The organism is Synechocystis sp. CACIAM 05, assembly GCF_010222815.1.
In the GTDB taxonomy this organism is placed as follows: Bacteria; Cyanobacteriota; Cyanobacteriia; order Cyanobacteriales; family Microcystaceae; genus Synechocystis.
The window spans coordinates 2864931-2887847 of the sequence record NZ_CP019225.1; the positions used below are offsets into that span (position 1 = coordinate 2864931).

The 22917-nt window shown below is 48.2% G+C and carries 21 protein-coding genes; 14 read left to right on the forward strand and 7 right to left on the reverse strand.

Annotated features, from left to right (window positions below):
* The first annotated feature begins 133 nt into the window (after positions 1-133).
* The 10 genes from BWK47_RS13560 to BWK47_RS13605 all read left to right on the forward strand — a co-directional run bounded on the left by BWK47_RS13560 (position 134) and on the right by BWK47_RS13605 (position 12126).
* The gene (locus tag BWK47_RS13560; protein ID WP_162329047.1) at positions 134-1729 is read left to right on the forward strand and encodes an Hsp70 family protein; all 1596 of its coding nucleotides are present in this window, start codon (positions 134-136) and stop codon (positions 1727-1729) included.
* Between the two features lie 166 nt (positions 1730-1895).
* Positions 1896-3524 carry a phytoene desaturase family protein gene (locus tag BWK47_RS13565; RefSeq protein ID WP_162329048.1) on the forward strand — a complete coding sequence of 543 codons (1629 nt, stop codon included), beginning with the start codon at positions 1896-1898 and terminating at the stop codon, positions 3522-3524.
* 92 nt (positions 3525-3616) lie between these two features.
* Positions 3617-4501: a methyltransferase domain-containing protein gene (locus tag BWK47_RS13570; protein ID WP_162329049.1), complete on the forward strand. Its 885-nt coding sequence runs from the start codon at positions 3617-3619 to the stop codon at positions 4499-4501.
* A gap of 23 nt (positions 4502-4524) precedes the next feature.
* The gene (gene hppD, locus BWK47_RS13575; protein WP_162329050.1) at positions 4525-5544 is read left to right on the forward strand and encodes a 4-hydroxyphenylpyruvate dioxygenase; all 1020 of its coding nucleotides are present in this window, start codon (positions 4525-4527) and stop codon (positions 5542-5544) included.
* A gap of 56 nt (positions 5545-5600) precedes the next feature.
* A complete protein-coding gene (locus BWK47_RS13580; protein ID WP_162329051.1) occupies positions 5601-6971 on the forward strand; it encodes an aldehyde dehydrogenase family protein in 1371 nt (456 codons plus the stop codon).
* Between the two features lie 8 nt (positions 6972-6979).
* Positions 6980-7753 (forward strand): TIGR04283 family arsenosugar biosynthesis glycosyltransferase, encoded by a 774-nt coding sequence (locus tag BWK47_RS13585; RefSeq protein ID WP_162329052.1) that lies wholly within the window; start codon positions 6980-6982, stop codon positions 7751-7753.
* A gap of 117 nt (positions 7754-7870) precedes the next feature.
* On the forward strand, positions 7871-8869 hold the full coding sequence (locus tag BWK47_RS13590) for a DnaJ C-terminal domain-containing protein (protein WP_162329053.1): 999 nt from the start codon (positions 7871-7873) through the stop codon (positions 8867-8869).
* 28 nt (positions 8870-8897) lie between these two features.
* Positions 8898-9560, forward strand: coding sequence for a class I SAM-dependent methyltransferase (locus BWK47_RS13595; RefSeq protein WP_162329054.1), 663 nt, complete (start codon positions 8898-8900; stop codon positions 9558-9560).
* 161 nt (positions 9561-9721) lie between these two features.
* A complete protein-coding gene (locus tag BWK47_RS13600) occupies positions 9722-11392 on the forward strand; it encodes a SulP family inorganic anion transporter (protein WP_162329055.1) in 1671 nt (556 codons plus the stop codon).
* Positions 11393-11508: 116 nt separating this feature from the next.
* Positions 11509-12126: a potassium channel family protein gene (locus BWK47_RS13605; protein ID WP_237269650.1), complete on the forward strand. Its 618-nt coding sequence runs from the start codon at positions 11509-11511 to the stop codon at positions 12124-12126.
* A 246-nt stretch (positions 12127-12372) separates the two neighbouring features.
* Here BWK47_RS13605 and BWK47_RS13610 read toward each other — a convergent pair whose 3' ends face one another.
* On the reverse strand, positions 12373-13401 hold the full coding sequence (locus BWK47_RS13610; protein ID WP_162329057.1) for an ABC transporter ATP-binding protein: 1029 nt from the start codon (positions 13399-13401) through the stop codon (positions 12373-12375).
* A gap of 286 nt (positions 13402-13687) precedes the next feature.
* Between BWK47_RS13610 and hisB the strand changes: the two genes are divergently transcribed.
* On the forward strand, positions 13688-14320 hold the full coding sequence (gene hisB, locus BWK47_RS13615; protein WP_010873799.1) for an imidazoleglycerol-phosphate dehydratase HisB: 633 nt from the start codon (positions 13688-13690) through the stop codon (positions 14318-14320).
* Positions 14321-14337: 17 nt separating this feature from the next.
* Here the strand turns inward: hisB and BWK47_RS13620 are convergent, their stop codons facing one another.
* The 6 genes from BWK47_RS13620 to BWK47_RS13645 all read right to left on the reverse strand — a co-directional run bounded on the left by BWK47_RS13620 (position 14338) and on the right by BWK47_RS13645 (position 19994).
* Positions 14338-14949: a Uma2 family endonuclease gene (locus tag BWK47_RS13620; protein ID WP_162329706.1), complete on the reverse strand. Its 612-nt coding sequence runs from the start codon at positions 14947-14949 to the stop codon at positions 14338-14340.
* Positions 14950-15000: 51 nt separating this feature from the next.
* Positions 15001-16203: a class I SAM-dependent methyltransferase gene (locus BWK47_RS13625; RefSeq protein ID WP_162329058.1), complete on the reverse strand. Its 1203-nt coding sequence runs from the start codon at positions 16201-16203 to the stop codon at positions 15001-15003.
* Positions 16204-16312: 109 nt separating this feature from the next.
* Positions 16313-16621, reverse strand: a complete 309-nt coding sequence (locus tag BWK47_RS13630; protein ID WP_010873802.1) for a circadian clock KaiB family protein — start codon at positions 16619-16621, stop codon at positions 16313-16315.
* Between the two features lie 173 nt (positions 16622-16794).
* Positions 16795-17715 (reverse strand): response regulator, encoded by a 921-nt coding sequence (locus tag BWK47_RS13635; RefSeq protein ID WP_237269651.1) that lies wholly within the window; start codon positions 17713-17715, stop codon positions 16795-16797.
* 225 nt (positions 17716-17940) lie between these two features.
* A complete protein-coding gene (locus tag BWK47_RS13640) occupies positions 17941-19113 on the reverse strand; it encodes an RNA-guided endonuclease InsQ/TnpB family protein (RefSeq protein WP_162329060.1) in 1173 nt (390 codons plus the stop codon).
* A gap of 143 nt (positions 19114-19256) precedes the next feature.
* On the reverse strand, positions 19257-19994 hold the full coding sequence (locus BWK47_RS13645; protein WP_162329061.1) for a DevA family ABC transporter ATP-binding protein: 738 nt from the start codon (positions 19992-19994) through the stop codon (positions 19257-19259).
* Between the two features lie 130 nt (positions 19995-20124).
* Between BWK47_RS13645 and cobW the strand changes: the two genes are divergently transcribed.
* From cobW to BWK47_RS13660, 3 genes are all read left to right on the forward strand, one after another.
* A complete protein-coding gene (cobW, locus tag BWK47_RS13650; protein ID WP_162329062.1) occupies positions 20125-21183 on the forward strand; it encodes a cobalamin biosynthesis protein CobW in 1059 nt (352 codons plus the stop codon).
* 62 nt (positions 21184-21245) lie between these two features.
* A complete protein-coding gene (locus tag BWK47_RS13655; RefSeq protein WP_162329063.1) occupies positions 21246-22265 on the forward strand; it encodes a Ycf66 family protein in 1020 nt (339 codons plus the stop codon).
* A 66-nt stretch (positions 22266-22331) separates the two neighbouring features.
* Positions 22332-22847 (forward strand): TolB family protein, encoded by a 516-nt coding sequence (locus BWK47_RS13660; RefSeq protein ID WP_237269652.1) that lies wholly within the window; start codon positions 22332-22334, stop codon positions 22845-22847.
* Positions 22848-22917: the final 70 nt, after the last annotated feature.

The following is a 22917-nucleotide window of genomic DNA, read 5'->3' on the forward strand; positions in this document are numbered from 1 at the left end:
AGCCCTTTCCCATGATACTTGATCCGCTCCCGCCCCCCACTGGGTTGAAGGCTAGACCCATACTGCTGGTCGAAATCTGGCCCATGGGAACAGGTTATAATCCAAGGCGTTTTCCTTCATCTCTGGTTTTGTCGTGCCCTACGCCATTGATTTTGGTACTACCAATACCGTCATTGCTCGCTGGAATGAAGCAACCCGTCAGGGAAATTTAATTGACCTCCCCTCCCTGAGCCGTCCCCTGGGGGATAGTGGCCCTTTGGTTCCCAGTTTGCTATATGTGGAAAATGCCGCCCTCGGCCAAGTGGCGATCGCCAGGGAAGTGCTGGATCGGGGCAGGGATATTTCTACGGATACCAGGTTTTTTAAGAACTTTAAGCGGGGCATTGGGGCGGCAGTGCAGGGATTTTTGCCCCAATTGGATGGCCATACCTTGTCCTTAGAGACATTGGGGCAGTGGTATTTAGATAAATTGATCCGAATATTGACAGAGCAGGAGGGTCAAGGGCCGGATTGTTTGGCTTTAACGGTGCCGGTGGATAGCTTTGAATCCTATCGCCATTGGCTGAGTCACACCTGTCGCAGTTGGGGAGTGGAAGAAGTACGCCTGGTGGATGAACCGACCGCCGCCGCCTTGGGTTACGGAGTGGGGGATGCCAGTCAAATCTTGGTGTTGGATTTTGGTGGGGGAACGGTGGATTTTTCCTGGGTGCAATTGGGGGACGGAGGACAAAAGGGTCATTCGGGATTTTTGCTCAAATGGGGCGGTATTCTTGGGGGTTTTAAAGCGGAGGAAAAATCAGCCCTGGCCAAGGTATTGGCGAAAGCGGGGGCCAATTTGGGCGGGAGTGACATCGATTATTGGATTAGTGAATATTTCACCGAGGCTCAGGGTTTACAGGTTTCCCCCTGGATTAGACGATTAGCGGAAAGATTGAAAATTGCCCTAGCGGAAGCGGAAGAAGCCACAGAGGTTTACTTCGACGATCAAGCCCTGGAATCCTATGAATTTCAACTCCGGCGATCGGACTTAACGGAAATTTTGCAACAACGGCAATTTTTTGAACGATTAACAGCCCTGTGGGAACAGGTTCAGCAAACGGCCCAACGGCGAGGTTTGACTCCCGCTAACCTGGATGCAGTGTTGGTGGTGGGGGGCACCAGTCAATTGCCCATGGTGCAGGATTGGATTAACGCCCAATTTCCCGCCGGTAAAATTCGCAATCAACAACCCTTTGGGGCGATCGCCTTGGGAGCGTTGCAAATTTACCAAGGCCGTGAGGTGCAGGATTATCTCTACCATAGCTACGGAGTTAGGTATTGGAATCGGCGTAAAAATAGCCATAATTGGCACCCAATTATCAAAAATGGGCAAACCTACCCCATGGCCGAACCCATTGAACTAACCCTAGGCGCTTCCTTGGATAATCAGCCCAGCATTGAATTAATTGTGGGGGAACTAGGTTCCAGCATTGGGGCCACGGAAGTTTACTTTGACGGCAATCAATTGATTACTAGGGTTTTAGAAAATCAAGCATTCACGGTCCAACCCCTCAATGACCGCAATGGGGCCCGACAAATTGCCCAACTTTCTCCCCCTGGGGTGCCCGGTGGCGATCGCATCAAGGTCAAATTTTGGGTGGATGACCAGCGCTACCTGCGCCTCACCGTGGAGGATTTGTTGCAGCAAAAGCTGTTACTGGAAAATCAAGTGGTAGCCCAGTTGCGTTAGTTTTTCTACCAAAAAGAATATTTACCGGGAAGTATTAATTAACCTCCATCGCCGAGGATTAGTGGGGCACGATCCTCATCAATACCTTGCCCAGGGAAAAATCCATTCCAGGCGATCGCCACGGTCAGGATAAAATGTTCTACCCGGAGTCGAGGCCAATTTTTTTATGATCACCACCGATGTTGTCATTATTGGGGCGGGGCACAATGGCTTAGTCTGTGCAGCCTATCTGCTCCAACGGGGCTTGGGGGTGACGTTATTAGAAAAGCGGGAAGTACCGGGAGGAGCCGCCACCACAGAAGCTCTCATGCCGGAGCTATCCCCCCAGTTCAAATTCAATCGCTGTGCCATTGACCATGAGTTTATTTTTCTGGGGCCGGTGCTACAGGAATTGAACTTGGCAAAATACGGTTTGCAATATCTATTCTGTGACCCCAGTGTTTTTTGTCCCGGGCTGGATGGCCAAGCTTTTATGAGCTACCGTTCCCTAGAAAAAACCTGTGCCCACATTGCCACCTATAACCCCCGAGATGCGGAAAAATATCGACAATTTGTCAATTATTGGACGGATTTGCTCAACGCTGTCCAGCCGGCTTTTAATGCTCCGCCCCAGGCTTTACTAGATTTAGCCCTGAACTATGGTTGGGAAAACTTAAAATCCGTGCTGGCGATCGCCGGGTCGAAAACCAAGGCGTTGGATTTTATCCGCACTATGATCGGCTCCCCGGAAGATGTGCTCAATGAATGGTTCGACAGCGAACGGGTTAAAGCTCCTTTAGCTAGACTATGTTCGGAAATTGGCGCTCCCCCATCCCAAAAGGGTAGTAGCTCCGGCATGATGATGGTGGCCATGCGGCATTTGGAGGGAATTGCCAGACCAAAAGGAGGCACTGGAGCCCTCACAGAAGCCTTGGTGAAGTTAGTGCAAGCCCAAGGGGGAAAAATCCTCACCGATCAAACCGTCAAACGGGTATTGGTGGAAAATAATCGGGCGATCGGGGTGGAAGTTGCCAGTGGCGAACAGTACCGGGCCAGAAAAGGCGTGATTTCCAACATCGATGCCCGCCGTTTATTTTTGCAATTGGTGGAACCGGGGGCCCTAGCTAAGGTGGATCAAACCCTAGGGGAACGGCTGGAACGGCGGACGGTAAACAATAACGAAGCGATTTTAAAAATTGACTGCGCCCTCTCTGGTTTACCCCACTTCACCGCCATGGCCGGAGAACAGGATTTGACAGGAACCATTTTAATCGCCGACTCGGTACGCCATGTGGAGGAAGCCCATGCTCTTATTGCCCTGGGGCAAGTTCCCGACGCTAACCCTTCCCTATACTTAGACATCCCCACCCTGTTGGACCCCACCATGGCCCCCCCAGGCAAGCACACTTTGTGGATTGAATTTTTTGCTCCCTACCGCATCGCCGGATTGGAAGGAACGGGGTTAATGGGCACAGGTTGGACTGATGAGTTGAAGGAAAAAGTGGCGGATCGGGTGATTAATAAATTGACTGACTATGCCCCTAACCTAAAATCCTTAATTATTGGTCGCCAGGTGGAAAGTCCGGCGGAATTAGCCCAACGGCTGGGCAGTTACAACGGCAATGTCTACCATTTGGATATGACCCTAGACCAGATGATGTTCCTGCGACCCCTACCGGAAATCGCTAACTATCAAACCCCCATCAAAAATCTTTACTTAACGGGGGCCGGCACCCATCCCGGTGGCTCCATCTCAGGCATGCCTGGTAGAAATTGCGCTCGGGCTTTTTTGAAGCAACAACGACGTTTTTGGTAAAGCTCACAATTATAAATGGTTTACCATGTTAGGCCTAAGCTTGCCCCTCGAAGGTCAGCCTTGAATCCTATTGTTATTTTCCTTTCCATACCATGGCCAGCGCCACCACAGCCAGTGCAGACCTCTACGCACAAATTAAGGACTTTTACGACGACTCCAGCGGTCTCTGGGAAGATGTCTGGGGTGAGCACATGCACCACGGCTACTACGGGCCCCACGGCACCTATCGGATCGATCGCTGTCAGGCCCAAATTGATCTGATTAAAGAACTATTGGCCTGGGCAGTACCCCAAGATAGTGGCAAGCCAGGAAAAATTCTCGATTTAGGCTGCGGCATCGGCGGCAGCAGTTTGTATTTAGCCCAGCAATACCAAGCAGAAGTGATGGGGGTAAGTCTCTCCCCCGTACAGGTGGAACGGGCAGGGGAAAGGGCCCGGGCCGTGGCATTGGGCTCAAGTTGTCAGTTCCAAGTGGCCAATGCCTTAGCTTTACCCTTTGCTTCCGACTCTTTTGACTGGGTTTGGTCTCTGGAAAGTGGGGAGCACATGCCCAACAAAGCTCAGTTTTTGCAAGAGGCTTGGCGGGTACTTAAACCCGGTGGCCGTCTGATTTTAGCTACCTGGTGTCACCGTCCCATTGATCCCGGCAATGGGGCCCTAACCGCCGATGAACGTCGCCATCTCCAAGCCATTTATGACGTGTACTGTTTACCCTATGTGGTTTCCCTGCCGGACTACGAGGCGATCGCCAGGGAATGTGGGTTTGGGGAAATTAAGACTGCCGATTGGTCAGTGGCGGTGGCACCTTTTTGGGACCGGGTGATTGAGTCTGCGTTCGATCCCCAGGTGTTGTGGGCCTTGGGGCAAGCGGGGCCAAAAATTATCAATGCCGCCCTGTGTTTGCGATTAATGAAATGGGGCTATGAACGGGGATTAGTGCGTTTTGGCTTATTAACGGGGATAAAGCCTTTAGTTTGAAGTCCACAATCTCCTAGGTAATTATGGAATTCGACTATCTTCATTTATACGTTGACGATTATCAGTCAGCTCATCATTATTATCAACGTCAATGGGGTTTCACTTGCGTAAATAAAATTATTACTGACCAAGGAGTTACTGGCATTTACCAACAGGGGCAAATACTTCTGCTAATTTCGGCATCGGAATCTAGTTTGAGTAGATATGCCGACTATCTCCAGAAACATCCCCCCGGCGTAGGTGAAGTCGCTTGGCAGGTGGCCAATTGGCAAAAAATTCAGCATCAATTATCAGAATTACAGATAGAAACCACACCAGTTATTCATCCTCTGACTAAAGCAGAAGGATTAACTTTTTTGCTCTGGGGAGATGTGCGCCATAGCATTTATCCTATTCGTTCTGAGCTAAATCAGAATAAAACATTGCATGGTGTTGGTTTAACGACCATCGACCATGTAGTACTGAACATTGCCGCCGATCAATTTACCCAGGCTTCCCAATGGTATCAACAGGTGTTTGGCTGGTCGGTGCAACAGAGTTTTACCATCAATACGCCCCATTCTGGTCTGTATAGCGAAGCCCTGGCCAGTGCCAATGGGAAAGTCCAATTTAACCTCAATTGTCCCACCAATAACAGTTCCCAAATTCAAACTTTTTTAGCCAATAACCATGGGGCTGGCATTCAACATGTCGCTTTTTCCACTACGAGTATTACGCAAACTGTGGCTCATCTGCGGGAAAGGGGCGTAAATTTTTTAAAAATCCCCACTGGTTATTATCAACAGCAAAGAAACAGTAGCTATTTTAATTATGCAAGTTTGGATTGGGATACTTTACAGTGCCTAGAAATTTTGCTGGATGATCAAGATAATACGGGGGAGCGATTACTGCTACAAATTTTCAGTCAGCCTTGCTATGGAGTAGGTACTCTATTTTGGGAAATTATTGAACGCCGCCACCGAGCAAGGGGATTTGGCCAAGGAAATTTTCAAGCTCTCTATGAAGCGGTGGAGACTTTAGAAAAACAGTTAGAAGTGCCATAATAACTTGGGTTAGGTTATCAATAACTTGCGTGCGTTACTAAAGCATAATTAACATTATGAATACTGCTAAAACTGTTGTTGCTGAGCAAAGGGACTTTTTTCGTCAGGGCAAAACTAAATCAGTCCAAGATAGATTAACAGCTCTGGCAAAATTAAAAACGCAAATTCAAGCCCAGGAAGAGGAAATTATTACGGCCCTTAGGCAGGACTTTGGCAAGCCACCTTTTGAAAGCTACGTAAACGAAATTTTGGGGGTAATTAGGGAAATTAATTATTATCAAAAACATCTTCAGCAATGGTCTAAGCCCCAACGGGTAGGTACGAATCTGATGGTTTTTCCTGCCAGTGCCCAGTTAAGACCAGAACCCCTTGGTGTGGTGCTAATTATTAGCCCCTGGAATTATCCTTTTTATCTTTGTTTAATGCCCTTAATCGGGGCGATCGCCGCTGGAAATTGTGTAGTGGTGAAGCCGTCGGAATATACTCCAGCTATCAGTTCCGTAATGGTTCAATTGATTGAGTCCGTATTTCCCCTAGCTTGGGCCACGGTAGTGGAGGGGGATGAAACCATTAGCCAACAATTGTTAGAGGAAAAATTTGACCATATTTTCTTTACCGGCAGCCCTAGGGTGGGTCGGTTAATTATGGCAGCTGCGGCAGAGCAATTAACCCCAGTTACGTTGGAATTGGGGGGTAAATCTCCCTGTGTAGTGGATAGGGAAATCAACCTCCAGGAAACAGCCAAACGCATTATGTGGGGCAAGCTAGTCAATGCTGGCCAAACCTGTGTGGCACCGGATTATTTATTGGTGGAGCAATCCTGTTTAGAACAACTTTTACCAGCTTTACAACAGGCAATTCAGACGCTTTTCGGAGAAAATCCAGCCCATAGCCCTGACTACACTCGCATTGTTAACCAACGACAGTGGTCACGGTTAGTTAGTTTATTAAGCCATGACAAAGTAATTACAGGGGGAGATCATAACGAAGGCGATCGGTACATTGCCCCAACCTTAATCATCGATCCAGATTTAGACTCTCCCCTAATGCAGGAGGAAATATTTGGCCCAATTTTGCCGATTTTAACTTATCAGAATTTGTCAGAAGTAATAGATTTTATTAACACCAAACCTAAACCTTTGGCACTTTATTTTTTCAGTAGCAATCGGCAAAAACAAGAACAAATCTTACAATCTACCAGTTCCGGTAGTGTTTGTTTGAACGATATTTTGCTTCATTTAACTGTGACAGATTTACCCTTTGGTGGAGTGGGAGAAAGCGGTATGGGACGCTACCATGGCAAGGCTACTTTTGACACATTCAGCAACTATAAAAGCATTTTACGACGACCCTTTTTGGGGGAAACTAATCTCCGCTATCCCCCCTATGGTAAAAAAATAAATTTAATCAAAAAGTTGTTTTCTTAGGATAATTTATGGCTGACTGTCCCCAGTTAAGTATCATCATTCCTGTATTTAATGAAGCAAAAATTTTGCAAAAGTCTCCGACTGCAAATACCAGAGAATATTTGGGACAATTTACCCAGGATCAACCCATAGAAATTTTAATTGTTGACGGGGGTAGTCAGGATAGCACAGTGGAGTTATGCCAGACCTATGCTGATTCTTTACCTTTACAAGTTTTTATTAGTCCCCAACCGGGGCGGGCTAACCAAATGAATTACGGTGCTAGTTTAGCTAGGGGCGAATGGTTATTATTCTTACACTTAGATAGTATTTTGCCCCGTGACTTTTTGACCCAAATTGCCCAGATATTAACCAATTCTAGTTACATAGCCGGAGCTTTTGGTTTGACCATTGATCTTCCCGGTAGACCCTATCGTTGGCTAGAAAAATTAATTCTTTGGCGCTCTATTTACGCCCAAAAACCCTATGGTGATCAAGGTTTATTTATCCGACGGCAAGATTTTCAACAGTTGGGAGGGTTTGCTGATTTGCCCATTATGGAAGATTACCAATTTGTGCAAAAACTGGGAAAACAACGGGGCAAGGTGGCGATCGCCAAGGGGAAAGTGATTACCTCTGGACGGCGGTGGCAAAAGCTAGGACTGATGAAGACGACGGCCATTAACCAGGTGGTGGTGGCGGGCTATCATCTGGGAGTTTCTCCCCAAACTTTGGTCCATTGGTATCGGGGGGCAAAACCGAATCGGGGGAACCGGACAAACTCCGACGGGACTTCTTGTTAGAGTAAGTTAGTTAGGGGTAAGGCTGGGGCAGTTTGATCAACTCCATAGCCGGTTTGGGTAAACTTTTCCTGGCTTTGCTCCAGGGCGGCAGTTTCAGGTCACAGGAGGGACACTTGTATGGCATCAACAGATTTCAAAGACTATTACCAAATTTTGGGAGTGACCAAAACCGCTTCAGAAGCTGAAATCAAAAAGCAGTTTCGTAAATTGGCACTGAAATATCATCCTGATAAAAATCCTGGGGACAAGGCGGCGGAGGAAAAATTTAAGGAAATTAGCGAAGCCTATGAAGTGCTTTCTGACCCCGAAAAACGCCAGAAATATGACCAATTTGGTCGCTATTGGCAACAGGCAGGGCCAGCAGGACAACCCAGTGGGGGCTATGGCCCTGGGGTCGGCGTGGATTTTGGTGGCTTTGACTTTAGCCAGTACGGCAATTTTGACGAATTTATTAATGAACTGTTGGGACGCTTCAATACCCCCGGTGGCGCTGGTCAGAGAACTTCCTACAGCTATTCCACCGGCGGCCCTGGCTTTAATGACTTTGGTGGTTTTGGCAATGCCCAGGCCCCCGCAGGCGATCGGGAAGCAACCCTACAGTTAACTTTGGCGGAAGCTTTTCGGGGAGTGGAAAAACGTCTCAACTTAGGGGAAGAAATGGTCACTGTGCGGATTCCCGCCGGAGCGAAAAATGGCAGTCGGGTACGGGTGAGGGGCAAAGGTATGGCCAGTCCCTACGGCCAGAGGGGGGATTTGTATCTCAACTTGCAACTGACCCCCCATCCCTTTTTCCAATTTGAAGGGGATAACCTGGTCTGTGAATTGGCGATCGCCCCGGACGAAGCGGTGTTGGGGGCCGATATTAGTGTACCGACCCCCGATGGCATGGTGCGAATGAAAGTCCCGGCAGGAGTCAAATCCGGCCAATCCCTGCGGTTAAAAGGGAAAGGTTGGCCCAACCCCAAACAGGGCCGTGGTGACCAGTTAGTACGCCTAATCATCACTGCTCCGAAAAATCCCAGCGCCATTGAACGGGAATGCTATGAAAAAATTCAGGCGCAACGGACAGAAAATCCCCGCCAAGCGGTGGAAAAATACGCCAATTTGTTGGCATAGGTTGCCATAGAATTTAACAGGAAAGACCATGGGTAAGGGCATCACCGGTTTTGATTCTAGTCTTTATGCCTATCTGCAAAGCATTAGTGCAGATGAGTCGTTCTATCTAGCACAATTGCGGCGGGAAACGGCCCATTTACCCGGTGCCCCCATGCAAATTAGCCCAGAGCAAGCCCAATTTCTTGGTTTGTTAATTAGTTTAACAGGGGCAAAACAGGTACTGGAAATAGGTGTTTTTCGGGGTTATAGTGCCTTAGCCATGGCTTTGCAACTTCCTCCCGATGGTCAAATTATTGCCTGTGACCAAGACCCCAACGCTACCGCGATCGCCAAAGAGTATTGGCAAAAGGCTGGGGTGGCGGAAAAAATTAGTTTAAGGCTGGGGCCGGCATTGGCAACGTTGGAGCAGTTGACCCAGAACAAACCGTTGCCTGAATTTGACTTAATTTTTATTGATGCCGATAAACGGAACTATCCCCGCTATTACGAAATCGGCTTAAATTTACTGCGGCGGGGAGGATTGATGGTTATTGACAATGTGCTCTGGCATGGAAAAGTGACGGAAGTTGACCCCCAAGAAGCCCAAACCCAAGTTTTACAACAATTTAACCGTGACCTAGCCCAGGATGAACGGGTACGGATCAGTGTGATTCCCCTGGGGGACGGCATGACTTTGGCACTCAAAAAATAGCCATTATCCAATTCTCGATTAATCGAATTTAGTAATGGGGGACGTGGACGGGGGTAGAACTTAATTCCTGTCCGGAAATGCTGATGGTTGTGGGTTCCAGATTCATAACCCTGGTCTATGCTGACGATTAGCAATCTTGATGCAATTCCCCTTCCTTTTCCATGGCTACTACCCTGCTTTCCCCCACCCGTTTTGTCCATGGACTTCGTTTCGATAATCTGCGGGGGGATATTTTCGGTGGCATCACAGCGGCGATCGTAGCCCTACCTTTAGCCCTGGCTTTTGGGGTTGCCTCGGGAGCTGGGCCCATTGCGGGACTGTACGGAGCTATTTGTACGGGATTTTTCGCTGCTCTATTTGGGGGAACGCCAGCCCAAATTAGCGGCCCCACGGGGCCCATGACGGTGGTGATGGCTTCCACTTTTGCTAATTTAACCGCTAGTAATCCAGAAAACGGCTGGGCCATGGCTCTCACGGTGGTGATGTTTGGCGGGATTTTTCAAGTAGTTTTAGGCTTACTCGGTTTGGGTAAATACATTACCTTTATGCCCTACACCGTCATTTCCGGTTTTATGTCCGGCATTGGCGTGATCATTGTGATTTTGCAGATTGCACCCCTGTTGGGCCACCAAACAGCCCCTGGGGTAGTGCCTTCCCTGCAAGCAATTCCCACTTACCTCAACGATGTTAATTTTGCCGCCCTGGGTTTGGGCTTGATTGCCCTGGCGATCGTCTTTTTTTCTCCGCCCCGCCTTAACCGGATTTTGCCCGCTCCCCTGATCGCCCTGGTGCTGGGAACGATAATTTCAATGATTTTTTTCGGGAATGTATCTCTACCCCGCATTGGGGAAATTCCCTCTGGTTTGCCCAGCCTTCATTTGCCCTATCTCAGTTGGGGTAGTTTGCAACAAATGTTGCTTTACAGCATCATGTTGGCGGTGCTGGGTTCCCTGGACTCTTTGCTGACTTCCCTGGTGGCAGATAACATTAGTCGCAGTCATCACGATTCCGATCGCGAATTAGTAGGGCAGGGCATTGGCAATTTTGTTTCGGGCCTATGCGGTGGTTTGCCAGGGGCTGGGGCCACTATGCGGACGGTGATTAATATCAATTCCGGTGGCAAAACTCCGATCGCCGGGATGATCCATGCGTTGATTTTGTTAATGATTGTCCTTAAAGCGGGACAGTTGACAGAACCCATTCCCCACGCTGTTTTGGCCGGCATTCTCATCAAAGTGGGTATTGACATTGTCGATTGGAGTTTTCTCAAGCGGGCCCACCAACTTTCCACCAAAGGAGCGGGGTTAATGTACTTGGTGCTGGGATTGACCGTCTTTGTGGATTTGATTACGGCGGTGGCGGTGGGGGTCTTTGTGGCCAATCTGTTCACTGTGAAAAATTTGACCGATCTTCAACTCGAATCGATTAAAAGCGTTACCCGGGGAGATGGGGAGGACTGGCTATTGGAGGAAGAGCAACAAATTTTGCGGGCAGCCAATGGTCGCATTTTTATGTTCCATCTCAGTGGGCCCATGAGCTTTGGGGCGGCGAAATCCATTGCCCGCAGGTTAGCCATTGTGGAAAATTACGATGTGCTCATCCTCGATTTGGCCACGGTACCCCGCTTGGGCATCACTGCTCTACTAGCGATCGAAACCATGCTCAAAGATGCGTTGGCCAAACAAAGGGAAGTTTTTTTGGTGGGGGCCAAGGGCCAAGTCCAGGCTCGTTTGCAAAGGTTGCCGGTATTGGCCCAATTATCTCCCCACCATCGCTTGGAAAGCCGTTTATTAGCTTTACAAATGGCCGCCGTCTGCATCAATGTTGATTAGATGCTTGATGGCCACGGAGCCAGGGATTTATGTTTGGCAAATATCGACAGAAAAATCTTGATAACTGGCATTACCGCAATCTGTTTTGGTCAATTGTTTTATTACTGTTTTTTACCATGTTTGTGAAAACGAGAATGGGGGGAACTATCACTTCCATCTTGTTCACGGTGACTATTTTGGTAATGGTAAAAAATATGGCCATCAGCTCTCTTTGGAAAACTTTTCTACGGGGGCTAGTGGCGATCGCCTTGGGCTGTGATTTATTAACTTTGTTGATTAGTAATCCCACCATTGCCCAAAGACTCTTTACTTGGGCGGATATAGTCTATGCGGTGTTCTTCGGGGCGGCAGTGATTACCATTAGCCAACAATTGAATAAGGTCCAGAAAGTAGACCAAAATGCTTTATTAGGAGCTATCAGTGTCTATTTACTGATTGGAGTCTTTTGGTTTTTACTCTACCGGATATCCTATATTATTTCCCCCACTAATTTTAACGAATTACAAAGTGATGGGATTAATAATTTTATCTTGCTCTATTTTAGCTTTACGACCTTGACCACCCTGGGCTACGGTGACATAACTCCTACGGATTCCATTGCCATGGGATTGTCCAACATGGAAGCCATTATCGGTCAAATGTACTCAGTTATTTTTGTTGCTCGCCTGGTTAGTCTTTACACGACTGACCTCAATTGCCACAGTCAGACCCCGGAAGAACGAGAGTCCGACTAGAGCCCATGCGAGAAAATTCATCCCTTGGCACAATGGTAAAAGCGAAACCGAGCCCGAACAGTATTACTTAACTTATTTCATGGTTGTCTCTGCCACCGATCATTCCGACAGAACCACTTCCCAAACTGGCGATCGCCAAGGATCATCACCTTCCTCGTCGGATTCGGAACCTATCCTTTGTCCCCATTGTCGCCGCACCGCCAGTAATGGCATTAAGTGCAAGGGAATTTGTGTTGCTGATAGCGATTATTGAGCATTTTCTGAATTTTCTTCATCATCAGCTTGATCTTCTGACTGTTCCTGGGGCGATTCCATAACAGTATCTTCGTCCACCGCCTCGCTAGTAATCAGATTTAAAAACACATCTTCCAAGGTGGGGCGTAGCCGTTGCATTTCGTACAAATCCCAACCCTGGGTGACGATCGCCTGGGCTAATTGTTGCCCCAGTTCTTCTAGTTGATTACTCCGCACCAAAATTTGTTGGCGTTCCTGCTGTTGGGGGTGGGTTTTAGTTTGCACCTCTTCCACACCGGGCAAGGACTGCAAACAATGGGCGATCGCCATTCCTTCTGCCCCAGCTACTTCCAACTGATAACTGAGATTTCCTTTTAGCTCCGCCAGTAAATTGTCCGGGGTATTGGTGGCCACCACCCGCCCTTGATTGATGATGGTCACCCGGTCACAGGTCATGCTCACCTCCGGCAAAATATGGGTGGAAAGGATAATAGTATGGTCCTCTGCCAAACTTTTAATTAAATTACGCACCTCAATAATTTGCTTCGGGTCTAGACCCACGGTGGGTTCATCCAGAATAATCACCGCTGGATCATGGACAATGGCCTGGGCAATGCCCACTCGTTGCTTAAAACCCTTGGACAGCTTGCGAATTAGGACTTTGCGTTTTTCCGTTAACTGGCACCGTTCCATGGCCCAGGTCACCCTCTGCCGGCGATCGCCTGGTTTAACGCCCTTAATGCTAGCCACAAAGTTTAAAAAGCTGGCCACAGTCATGTCCCCATAGAGGGGAGGATTTTCCGGTAGGTAACCAATGCGCTTTCGTACCGCCAAGGATTGTTCATGGACATCAAACCCTGCCACCCGCACTGTCCCGGTAGTGGCCGGAATGTAACCAGCCAAAATCCGCATGGTGGTGGTTTTCCCCGCTCCATTGGGCCCCAAAAAACCGAGAATTTCGCCTTTTTGCACCGAAAAGTCCACATCCTGGATGGCGGTGGTAGAACCGTAAACTTTGCTGAGATGTTCAACCTCAATCATGGCGGAGGAAATTAGTGAGTAAACAACCTGGGCACATTATGCCCTTTTCTCGGCCGGCCGCCCAAACGGGTCAGTCACTCAGAATGGCTTCTAGATTTGCTCACTTTTTCAATAGTCTGTTATCCAGATCCGATTAGCCCTGTAAACTGACCCAATCAAGCAACCGCAATACTGGAGTTTTGGGAAAACAGACTCTAACTTTTGGCAATCTTCTCTTTACCTTTAAAATAGATTAAGGCTGTTCTGAAAAAAGCCATTGCCACTCAATTTCACCAATCTTTTCCCCATGCCGGAGTCATCCACCCCTTCCCTGCTGATCCCCAACTTTCCCCCCCGGGCGGCGGCGGTACATCGAGTTACCAAAGAAACTGATGTGCGGGTGAGTTTGAATTTGATGGGCAGTGGTTTATGCCATGTGGCTACGGGGGTGCCTTTTTTGGATCATATGTTACACCAGATTGCCTCCCACGGTTTGATTGACCTGGAAGTGAACGCCACCGGGGATATTGAAATTGATGACCACCACACTAACGAAGATGTGGGCATTACCCTGGGTCAGGCTTTGGCAGAGGCCCTTGGCGATCGCCGGGGCATTAATCGGTTTGGTCATTTCATTGCTCCCTTGGATGAAGCTTTGGTGCAGGTGACCTTAGACTTTTCCGGACGGCCCCACCTCAGCTATGGCCTACAAATTCCCACGGAACGGGTGGGCACCTACGACACCCAATTGGTGCGGGAGTTCTTTGTGGCCGTGGTAAACCACAGTCAAATGACCCTCCACATCCGCCAGCTTGACGGCATTAATTCCCATCACATTATCGAAGCGACCTTTAAAGCCTTTGCTCGGGCCATGCGTATGGCGATCGAGGTTGACCCCCGTCGGGCTGATACCATTCCCAGTTCCAAAGGGGTTTTGTAAACTAGATTTTACCCCCACTAACTAGGGAAAATTCTTTGCAGAGATAGGGTAAACCCTGGCAAAACAGTTTCTCCGGATAGGTTGCTGGGATTTCCTAGAACTTCCACCGCTTGACCGGAACGATAAATTTCCACCTGTTTATTCTGGGGATCAATCAGCCAGCCCAACTGAGCGCCGTTTTCCATATATTCCTGCATCTTTTCCTGCAATTTTTTGAGGCTATCGGTTTTAGAACGCAATTCCACCACAAAGTCGGGACAGAGGGGAACGAATCCGTCTTTTTGCTCCTGGGTCAAGGATTCCCAGCGCGCCTTAGTAACCCAAGATGCATCCGGCGATCGATTGGCCCCATTGGGCAACTCAAACCCAGTGGAGGAATCAAACCCTTCCCCAAGGCGATCGTTAGCTTCACACCAGATACCGAGCTGAGTAGTCAAATGAAAATTACGATTACCTGATTCGCCACCAGTGGGAGGATTCACGATTAATATGCCTGTTGCTGTACGTTCAAGCCTTAAATCTCGATTTTCCGCCGCTAAAATGGCAAATTGGGCCGGCGTGACCTGTAGGGCCAGTTCTTCGGGAATATTCAACGGCAGTGACTTCGGATCATCAACGACCTGACCCATGGCAATTTCCTCTGTGCAACCAGGGAGACTTTTCAATTTTAGTCCTTAGCATTAACCGAGGGTCAGCAGTTGCCGAGTCTGAAGGCTCCGTACTAATGCCAAGTTGATGGATCGATCGCCTAGGTCGGTTAGAACTTTTTCCACGTTTGCTTGAATTTCTGTCTGAGCTTCTACTGCCTGGAGAAACTTAAATTCCTCTTCGGTTAACTCTAAGGGCTGATAGTTATAGTCAAATAAACTGCGGCTCGGCCAACCAGTCAGGCAAGGATGAAGATTGGGCAGGGCTTTGAGTAAGGTTTGATCGTCCGTCCAATCACTAATTTGTATGGGGGGTTTAGCCAAGAAAAATTCGTAGTGGGTAATTTCAGGATCTAACAATTCAATTAGACGATACCGTTCCTTTTCGCTTAAATCTTTAGCCCTGGCCATTAAATCCGGTGCTTTATCCAACAGGCGATCTAGTTGCCAATAATCAGGGTTGGAAAAGCCCAAAAATTCCAGTCCAGCCGAGTCAATTAGTTCAAATAACGTATCAATGTTGTAGTCCGTTTCCTGGGGATGGACATACATATCCGCAAAGGATTCATCCCGATGATTTTCCAGGGACCAACGCTCTTTTTCCCTTTTCACTAAACGGTTATATTCCGGCAAACTCGCAAAAATTTCTCGACCCACCGCAACCCCATCCTGGTAATCGCCCCGTTTTTCCCCCTGTAAAATGGCGATCGCCTTTTGCATGAGTTGAATTTCCCAGCGGCCGATTTCAGCGTAAACAAAAATATGGAATAAACCACCGGGGGCTAATTTTTCCGCTACGGCCTGGATTCCAGCCACTGGATCGGGCAAATGATGCAGTACACCGACGGAATTGATGTAATCAAATTGTCCAGGAAGATGGGCCAGATTTTCCAGGGATAAATGGTGGAAATGCACCCGATCACAAACCACACCGGACTTTTGCAACCTCTTTTGGGCCACGGCTAAAGCCCCTTCACTGATGTCCACGGCATGAACCTCCGCTTCCGGGTTGAGGTGGACTAAATATTCCGTGCCGACTCCAGTGCCACAACCCGCATCCAAAATGCGAACCTTTTGATTAACCGGCCGCCGTCCTAAACAAAAATTATGGGCCGCAGTCCATTGCCAGCGCCAGTTATAACCGGGAGGAGGTTCCTGTAGCAGGGGTTCGGGGGGGAAGGGATAGGTGTTGTAGAGGGCCTGAACTGCGCGGTGCTGGTCGGAGTTGGACAACATAATTGGGAAAAAACTGGAGCTTTGGCGATCGCCAGGGGAATGGGGGGCAAAATCCTGCCCTAGTTTTTAATAATCGCCCAATATTGGCCCAGCGCCTAGGGTATAGCTATTAATCTTCCGGTAAACGAACCTGCAAACCTTCGGGCACAATATCTAATCCCAGCAAAACCTTTTCCGTATTGGACATATCGCCGATAATCCGCTGTAGGGGAGGGGGCAATTGTTTGATCAAGGTGGGGGTGACCATGATTTTTTCCTCTTCCGCCCGTTGGGGCTGTTCCAACACGTCAATGATTTCAACGTTGTACTGATCCCCTAGATCTTCTTGGCAAATGCGGTAAATATTGGCGATCGCCTGCTGAGAACGTACCGAATTACCCGTGATATAAAGTCTTAACACAATCCTATTCATATCCATCGCTGATAACAAATAAAGCCAATGCTTAAATCTAGCTCAATTAATCTGGAGTCAGTAACCTGAATTAAAGGAAATTTAAATAAAACAATCAAATAATGGATTATTAATCTAGTTAAAACAAAGTGTAATAGGTTATAGTTAAACAACTAAACAATCAAGCAAAGATAATTAATTTAGGAACTATCTTTGGGGGGGAATCGTGGTGAAATACGCGAGGAAATATTTAAGTTATTCAAGCTAACATAGTATTTGCGATAGAAGCTTGCTAAATAGCCCATTAATTCTAATACTATCAATCTGCCCTCGGTGGCGTAGGCTTGGGATTTAATTACATTGATATTGTGATTCTTTTCCTTTAGGACGGTGGTGTGAATTTCGATAATATCCCTGGGGCTGGCTTTCATAAAACCTAGGCGATCGGCTAAATTTCTCAAGCGCTCAGAAAGATTATGGTCTACCCTAAAAGCCCGTTGATCCAATGCTAATTCTAACAACTCTCCATAGGTTTGTTTCAACTCCCCAAATAATTCTGGAAAGGAATCTTTGATGGTATCAGAACCAAACATCCGGGCAGTGACGCTGGTGGTGGAGCTAATTAAGGTTTCCAGGGCGCTGTATTCCTTCTGCTGGCTGGCTAAGTTTCGTTGATTTTCACTCTTGCGACGATAAATATTTCTTTCTAAAACCGATAGTAATTCATAATAAAGCAAATAACTGTCGAGATTTTTCAGTCGTAAATAGCCATCGGCCCCATGCTGGAACGCTTGAATAACTAAATGCTCATCTTCACTTTGGCTATAGACAATGATGGACTGATCAGGGAAAATTGTGCGGGCTTTAATTAGGGTATCAATGCCTTGGAGTTCCGATAGAAATAGATCTAATAGAACCACAGCAAACTCTCGATCTTGGCAAATGTCCACCGCCTCAGTCAAATTTGACACCGTCGTAATTTGTACCGGTAGACGTTCCGCCAAAGGGGATACAATCGACGGTCCGAAGCAATGGTCAACCATGACCGCCGTTGCTGAATCATCTTCAATCAGTAGAATTTGGTAGGGCTCCTGGGTCATGTAATCACGGCTAAGTTCCAAGGTGAGGGGTTTATGGGTCAGTTAAGTTTAATGCTATGCCTTTGCCTCTCTGGGGTTTACCTGGTAATGTCCCTATGCTCGCAGTTTTGAGGAAAATTAAAGCAAAATTACAACTTGATAAATAAGCTTCGACTAATCCTAAGAATTTCTATGATTTAATTTGAGATTTAGCCACATTTATTATATGAAGCTTGTGAACAACTCCGCCCTAAAGGACGGAGCTTCCTATCCAATAGCCTGCAAAGTAGTAGAAGGCTTGCGCCCTTTACTACCTTGTCTTACAGCTAGACAATAGGCGGAATCCCCGGTTCCCGAGGTCAAAATACGCAGTCCTTCATCTCGAATATTGAGTGCGGCATTTATATCACGGTCATGGTTTGTACCGCATTTATCGCACCGCCAAAACCTAATATCTAGGGGAAGGCTGTCAACCCTGTTTAGGCAAACGTTACAGGTTTTAGAGGATGGAAAGAAGCGGTCTACTTCAACATAGACTTTTCCTTCTTCCTCAGATTTGTATTTGAGCATGGCCAAAAACTGCCCCCACCCCACTTGTCCAATGGACTGGGCGAGACAATGATTTTTCATCATGTTTCGTACAGCTAGATTTTCCACCACGATGACTTGGTTTTTGTCAACAATCCTGCGTGAAAGTTTATGGTGAAAATCTTCCCTGCAACGGGCAATCTTATCGTGAACTGTTGCAACCTGCTTGCGAGTTTTATTACGGTTATTAGAGCCTTTGTTACGGCGAGATAAACGTTTTTGTTTTTGCTTTAGGTTGCGCTGATGTTTGCTTAACCAGCGGGGGTTATTGAACTTGGAACCATCACTGGTAATGGCAAAATGAGTTAGCCCTAGGTCAATCCCGACTGCTTTGCCGTCCATGGATTGATTGGGAGTTTCCTTGCCATCATCCACCAGGACAGAGGCAAAGAATTGACCCTTGGCATTCATGGAAACAGTGACAGTTTTCACAGACCCTTCTATGTCCCGGTGAATAACAGCATCAACTTTTCCTATTTTTGGGAACTTGATGCCATTATCAACAACCTTGACATTTTGAGGGTAGCTAATGGATTGCCGTCGATGCTTAGATTTGAATCGGGGATACCCTCCACGTCTTTCAAAAAAGTTAATAAATGCCCTGGACAAGTTCAACGCCACCACTTGCAAACATTGTGAGTATGGTTCACTTATCCATTCGTATTCTTTTTTGAGTTTGGTGATTGCTTTTTGAATAGCAAATCGTCCCAATCCTTTCCCTGTCTCCTTGTAAGTCTCATTGACAAGGTTTAGAGCAAAATTGTACGCAAACCTACAACAGCCAAAACTACGCCTAAAATGTAGCTCTTGCTCTGCTGTCGGGTAGATGCGATACTTTGTTGCTCGTAACATTATCGTAAAACAAGTTACTGGTAATATCGTAGCACAAGACTAGCAAGGAAGCTAAGGCACTCGGCACATCCCCTCCCTAAAGGAACGGGACTTCCCGTGCCATGTTTTTGTTAACTAAGTTTTTAATGTCGGTTAATTAATCTTCACTCCCCTGGGTCGGCACAAAGTTGTCCATCTTCGAGTTGAATAATTCTGTCTGCCACATCCAAAATGCGGTTGTCGTGGGTGACAATCAAAATAGTAGACCCCTGCTCCCGGGCTAATTTTCGCATCAATTCCACCACGTCATGGCCCGATTTACTGTCCAAGGCCGCCGTTGGTTCATCGGCCAAAATCATTTTGGGATGGGAAACCAAAGCCCTGGCGATCGCCACCCGTTGTTTTTGTCCACCGGAAAGATTATGGGGGCTATAGTTGATGTGGTCTCCTAGCCCTACCGCCTCCAGCATGGCAATGGACAATTCTTTCGCCTGTTGGGCATTGTATTGGGGGTGTAGTTCGATGGCCATCTGTACATTTTGCCTAGCAGTGAGGGATTCGAGCAAATTGTGGGCTTGGAAAATATAACCAATGTGACGGCGGACCTGAACCAAATCCTGTTTTTTTGCTCCATTTAACTCTTGACCAAACACCCGCAAACTACCGCTCTGGGCCGACCGTAACCCCCCCATCAGGGTCAACAATGTTGTTTTTCCCGAACCGGAAGGTCCTTTGAGGATCACCACCTCCCCTTCGTCCAATCGGAGATTGATATCAAATAAAATTTGTTTGCGGAGATTGCCAGTGCCGTAGAAATGACTGAGATTTTCCATGGCCACCACTGGTTCCGCTGGTGTCATGGTGACTAGGTCACTGGAGGGGGAGGAAAGAAGCATTGCCATGGGCAAATAGATAGTGGGAAAAAGAGCTTGTATCCATCATGACCTTTTGTCGAGGGGAAAACCACGGCTAAACTTAAAGATCCGCCCCTAGATAGCCACTATTCAATTTTTACAAATTTTTACGAAATCCATGCACAAAATTCCCGTTACCGTAGTCACTGGCTTCCTCGGCTCTGGCAAAACCACCTTGGTTAGGAACCTATTGCAAAATAACCAAGGACGGCGCATTGCAGTGTTAGTCAATGAGTTTGGGGAAGTGGGCATTGATGGGGATATTCTCCGCAGTTGCGGGGTGTGTGACGAGGACGGCAATCAAATGCCTTCGGGAAGCAATGAAGCCCCCAAGATTGTTGAATTGGCCAATGGCTGTCTCTGTTGCACTGTGCAGGAGGAATTTTTACCCACCATGCAGGCTTTGTTGGAGCGGCGAGAGGAAATTGACTGCATTGTGGTGGAAACTTCCGGCTTAGCCCTGCCCAAACCTCTCATTCAAGCTTTTCGTTGGCCAGAAATTCGCACTGGGGCCACGGTGGATGGAGTGATTACTGTGGTAGATGGGGATGCCCTCGCCAGGGGGGCCATGGTAGGGGATTTGGAAGCTTTGGAAGCCCAACGGCAGGCCGATGATAGCCTCGACCACGAAACTCCCATTGAAGAATTGTTTGAAGACCAGTTGGCCTGTGCGGATATGGTGCTGTTGACCAAAACCGATTTGTTGGGGGATGGGGATCAACAACGGCTGGAAAATTGGTTAGGTGACCAGTTACCCACAGGAGTCAAAGTGGTGCCCTGTCACCAAGGGCAAATTAGTCCAGAAATTCTCCTCGGCTTTAATGCGGCGGTGGAAGACAACCTGGACAGTCGCCCCAGTCACCATGACCATGAAGAAGACCACGACCACGATGAAGATATTAATGCGGTGTATGTGGCCCTAGACCAGGAATTTGACCCGGCGCATTTGGTTCAAGGTTTAACTGATTTGGTGCAAGACCATGAGATTTATCGTATTAAGGGTTTTGTCGCCGTGCCCAAAAAAGCAATGCGCCTAGTACTCCAGGGAGTTGGGCAACGATTTGATTATTTTTATGATCGCCTCTGGACAGAAGAAGATAGCAGGCAAACCCGCTTGGTGGTCATTGGGCAAGGCTTGGAATCGGAAAAGATCAAAATGGCGATCGCCAACATTTAGGCCCCTTCGGCCATCAACAGAATCAGCTACCATGGAGCAGAGAAACATCAGCTTTCAAGGTAATGGTAAATTTCGGGCTTAATTCAGCTAGCATCCTTGGTATTTTTCTCGCAGTGGCCGGGGCCGGGCTCTATTTCCTGCGCTCAGTGCGGCCGGAGGTGTCCCGGGATTACGATATCTTTTTCTCCGCTGTGGGCTTACTGTGTGGACTAATTTTGCTATTCCAAGGTTGGCGGCTCGACCCGATTTTACAATTTGGACAACTTCTATTAAGTGGTTCCACCGTGTTTTTTGCCGCTGAAACCATTCGTTTGCGGGGCATCACCACCGAACAGGCCCGACGTAGTGCCCCCTACGCAGACGATCGCCGGGTGAGCAAAACCAGAGTCTATACGGAAGCGGAATTGGACCAGTTGGAACCGGAAGATGAACCCGTGGCCCGCAATAATCGCCGCCTGAGGGGTTATGACGATGATGCCCGCAGTGGCCGTCCCGATGGCTATGGAGAAGCGGAAGCCCGCCCCAGACCCCGTTCCCAAGGCCGTAACGCTCCCCCCACTAACCCCAACCCCAGACCAACCCGTTCCCGTCCCTCCACTGGCCGCAGTACCCCCCAAAGACCCGGCCCCGCCCCTGGTTACAACGATAACTACGGTTACGAAGACGATTATTCCGGTTGGGAGAGTGGTGCCAATGATGTGTGGGATGATCCCACCCCTAGCCGTCGTCCCCGTCCCGAAGCTGGTAATGATCCTGCCCTTTCCCGTCGTCCCAGCAACCGTCGCCCCCGTCCCAGTAATAATCCCCCCAATGATTCCTTTGGCGATCGCCCAGAAAGGAATGCCCCCCGCAACGCCCGTCCATACGAAGATGAACCCCCGGCGGCCTATGTGGACTACCAACCCATTGACGAAGCTGATTTAACTCCCCGACCCAACACTTCTGAGGATTCTGCCGATAGGGACAGGGACCAGGAACAAAGCCGCAGTGGCAGCCCCCGCAGTCAACGCCCTAGCCGTCCCCCCGTCGATGGGGAAGAGCGCCCCACCGGAACTGATGACCAAGAACGGTTTGATTATTAATTTTTCCTAGTGAACAGGGCGAGAATTGGGAGTAGTTTAGGACAGACTCCATGGTTGTGGTTAGCAATGGTGCTGGTTTCCCTAGTACTCAGTGGTTGCAACAATGTCAGGCGATCGCCATTGGATCAGAGTTTAAATAGTCGTTTTAATGACGAACAGCCCAGTCTGAGCGGCGACGGTCGCTGGTTAGCCTTAGTTTCCAATCGCAACGGCACCAGGGAAATTTTGGTTTATGACCTCCGCAATAACCAATTGATCAACCTGCCGGGACTGAACCAAGCCAACACCATTGCCGAAAGTCCCAGTCTGAGCCGCACCGGCCGTTATTTGGTTTATCTGTCCAGCATTCAAGGGCGGCCTGACATCGCCTTATATGATCGCCTGACCAAAAAAACTGACCTGTTAACCCTCAACTATCGCCAGTGGGTACGCAATCCCAGGATTAGCCCCGATGGTCGCTATATCGTTTTTGAAACCGCTAAACGAGGGCAATGGGACATCGAAATCCTTGACCGGGGCCCCCAAATTGAACTGGACATTGCCGAAGGTGCTCCCGTGGAAAGCCCCCCCACTGCACCATGATCAACCATTGGTAAAACTGAATTTTGCTTAAAGCTCCTTCACAAAAGCGGCTTCAACATTGTGCGATCCT

Excerpts from the sequence above, each read along its gene's own strand:
- BWK47_RS13625 (WP_162329058.1), bottom strand. The coding sequence starts at position 16,203 with ATGTTGTCCAACTCCGACCAGCACCGCGCAGTTCAGGCCCTCTACAAC.
- BWK47_RS13645 (WP_162329061.1), bottom strand. The coding sequence starts at position 19,994 with ATGGCAATGCTTCTTTCCTCCCCCTCCAGTGACCTAGTCACCATGACA.
- BWK47_RS13655 (WP_162329063.1), top strand. The coding sequence starts at position 21,246 with ATGGTAAATTTCGGGCTTAATTCAGCTAGCATCCTTGGTATTTTTCTC.
- BWK47_RS13610 (WP_162329057.1), bottom strand. The coding sequence starts at position 13,401 with ATGATTGAGGTTGAACATCTCAGCAAAGTTTACGGTTCTACCACCGCC.
- BWK47_RS13605 (WP_237269650.1), top strand. The coding sequence starts at position 11,509 with ATGTTTGTGAAAACGAGAATGGGGGGAACTATCACTTCCATCTTGTTC.
- BWK47_RS13580 (WP_162329051.1), top strand. The coding sequence starts at position 5,601 with ATGAATACTGCTAAAACTGTTGTTGCTGAGCAAAGGGACTTTTTTCGT.
- BWK47_RS13660 (WP_237269652.1), top strand. The coding sequence starts at position 22,332 with ATGGTGCTGGTTTCCCTAGTACTCAGTGGTTGCAACAATGTCAGGCGA.
- BWK47_RS13620 (WP_162329706.1), bottom strand. The coding sequence starts at position 14,949 with ATGGGTCAGGTCGTTGATGATCCGAAGTCACTGCCGTTGAATATTCCC.
- BWK47_RS13585 (WP_162329052.1), top strand. The coding sequence starts at position 6,980 with ATGGCTGACTGTCCCCAGTTAAGTATCATCATTCCTGTATTTAATGAA.
- BWK47_RS13565 (WP_162329048.1), top strand. The coding sequence starts at position 1,896 with ATGATCACCACCGATGTTGTCATTATTGGGGCGGGGCACAATGGCTTA.
- hisB (WP_010873799.1), top strand. The coding sequence starts at position 13,688 with ATGCCGGAGTCATCCACCCCTTCCCTGCTGATCCCCAACTTTCCCCCC.
- cobW (WP_162329062.1), top strand. The coding sequence starts at position 20,125 with ATGCACAAAATTCCCGTTACCGTAGTCACTGGCTTCCTCGGCTCTGGC.
- BWK47_RS13600 (WP_162329055.1), top strand. The coding sequence starts at position 9,722 with ATGGCTACTACCCTGCTTTCCCCCACCCGTTTTGTCCATGGACTTCGT.
- hppD (WP_162329050.1), top strand. The coding sequence starts at position 4,525 with ATGGAATTCGACTATCTTCATTTATACGTTGACGATTATCAGTCAGCT.
- BWK47_RS13595 (WP_162329054.1), top strand. The coding sequence starts at position 8,898 with ATGGGTAAGGGCATCACCGGTTTTGATTCTAGTCTTTATGCCTATCTG.
- BWK47_RS13570 (WP_162329049.1), top strand. The coding sequence starts at position 3,617 with ATGGCCAGCGCCACCACAGCCAGTGCAGACCTCTACGCACAAATTAAG.
- BWK47_RS13630 (WP_010873802.1), bottom strand. The coding sequence starts at position 16,621 with ATGGATATGAATAGGATTGTGTTAAGACTTTATATCACGGGTAATTCG.
- BWK47_RS13640 (WP_162329060.1), bottom strand. The coding sequence starts at position 19,113 with ATGTTACGAGCAACAAAGTATCGCATCTACCCGACAGCAGAGCAAGAG.
- BWK47_RS13590 (WP_162329053.1), top strand. The coding sequence starts at position 7,871 with ATGGCATCAACAGATTTCAAAGACTATTACCAAATTTTGGGAGTGACC.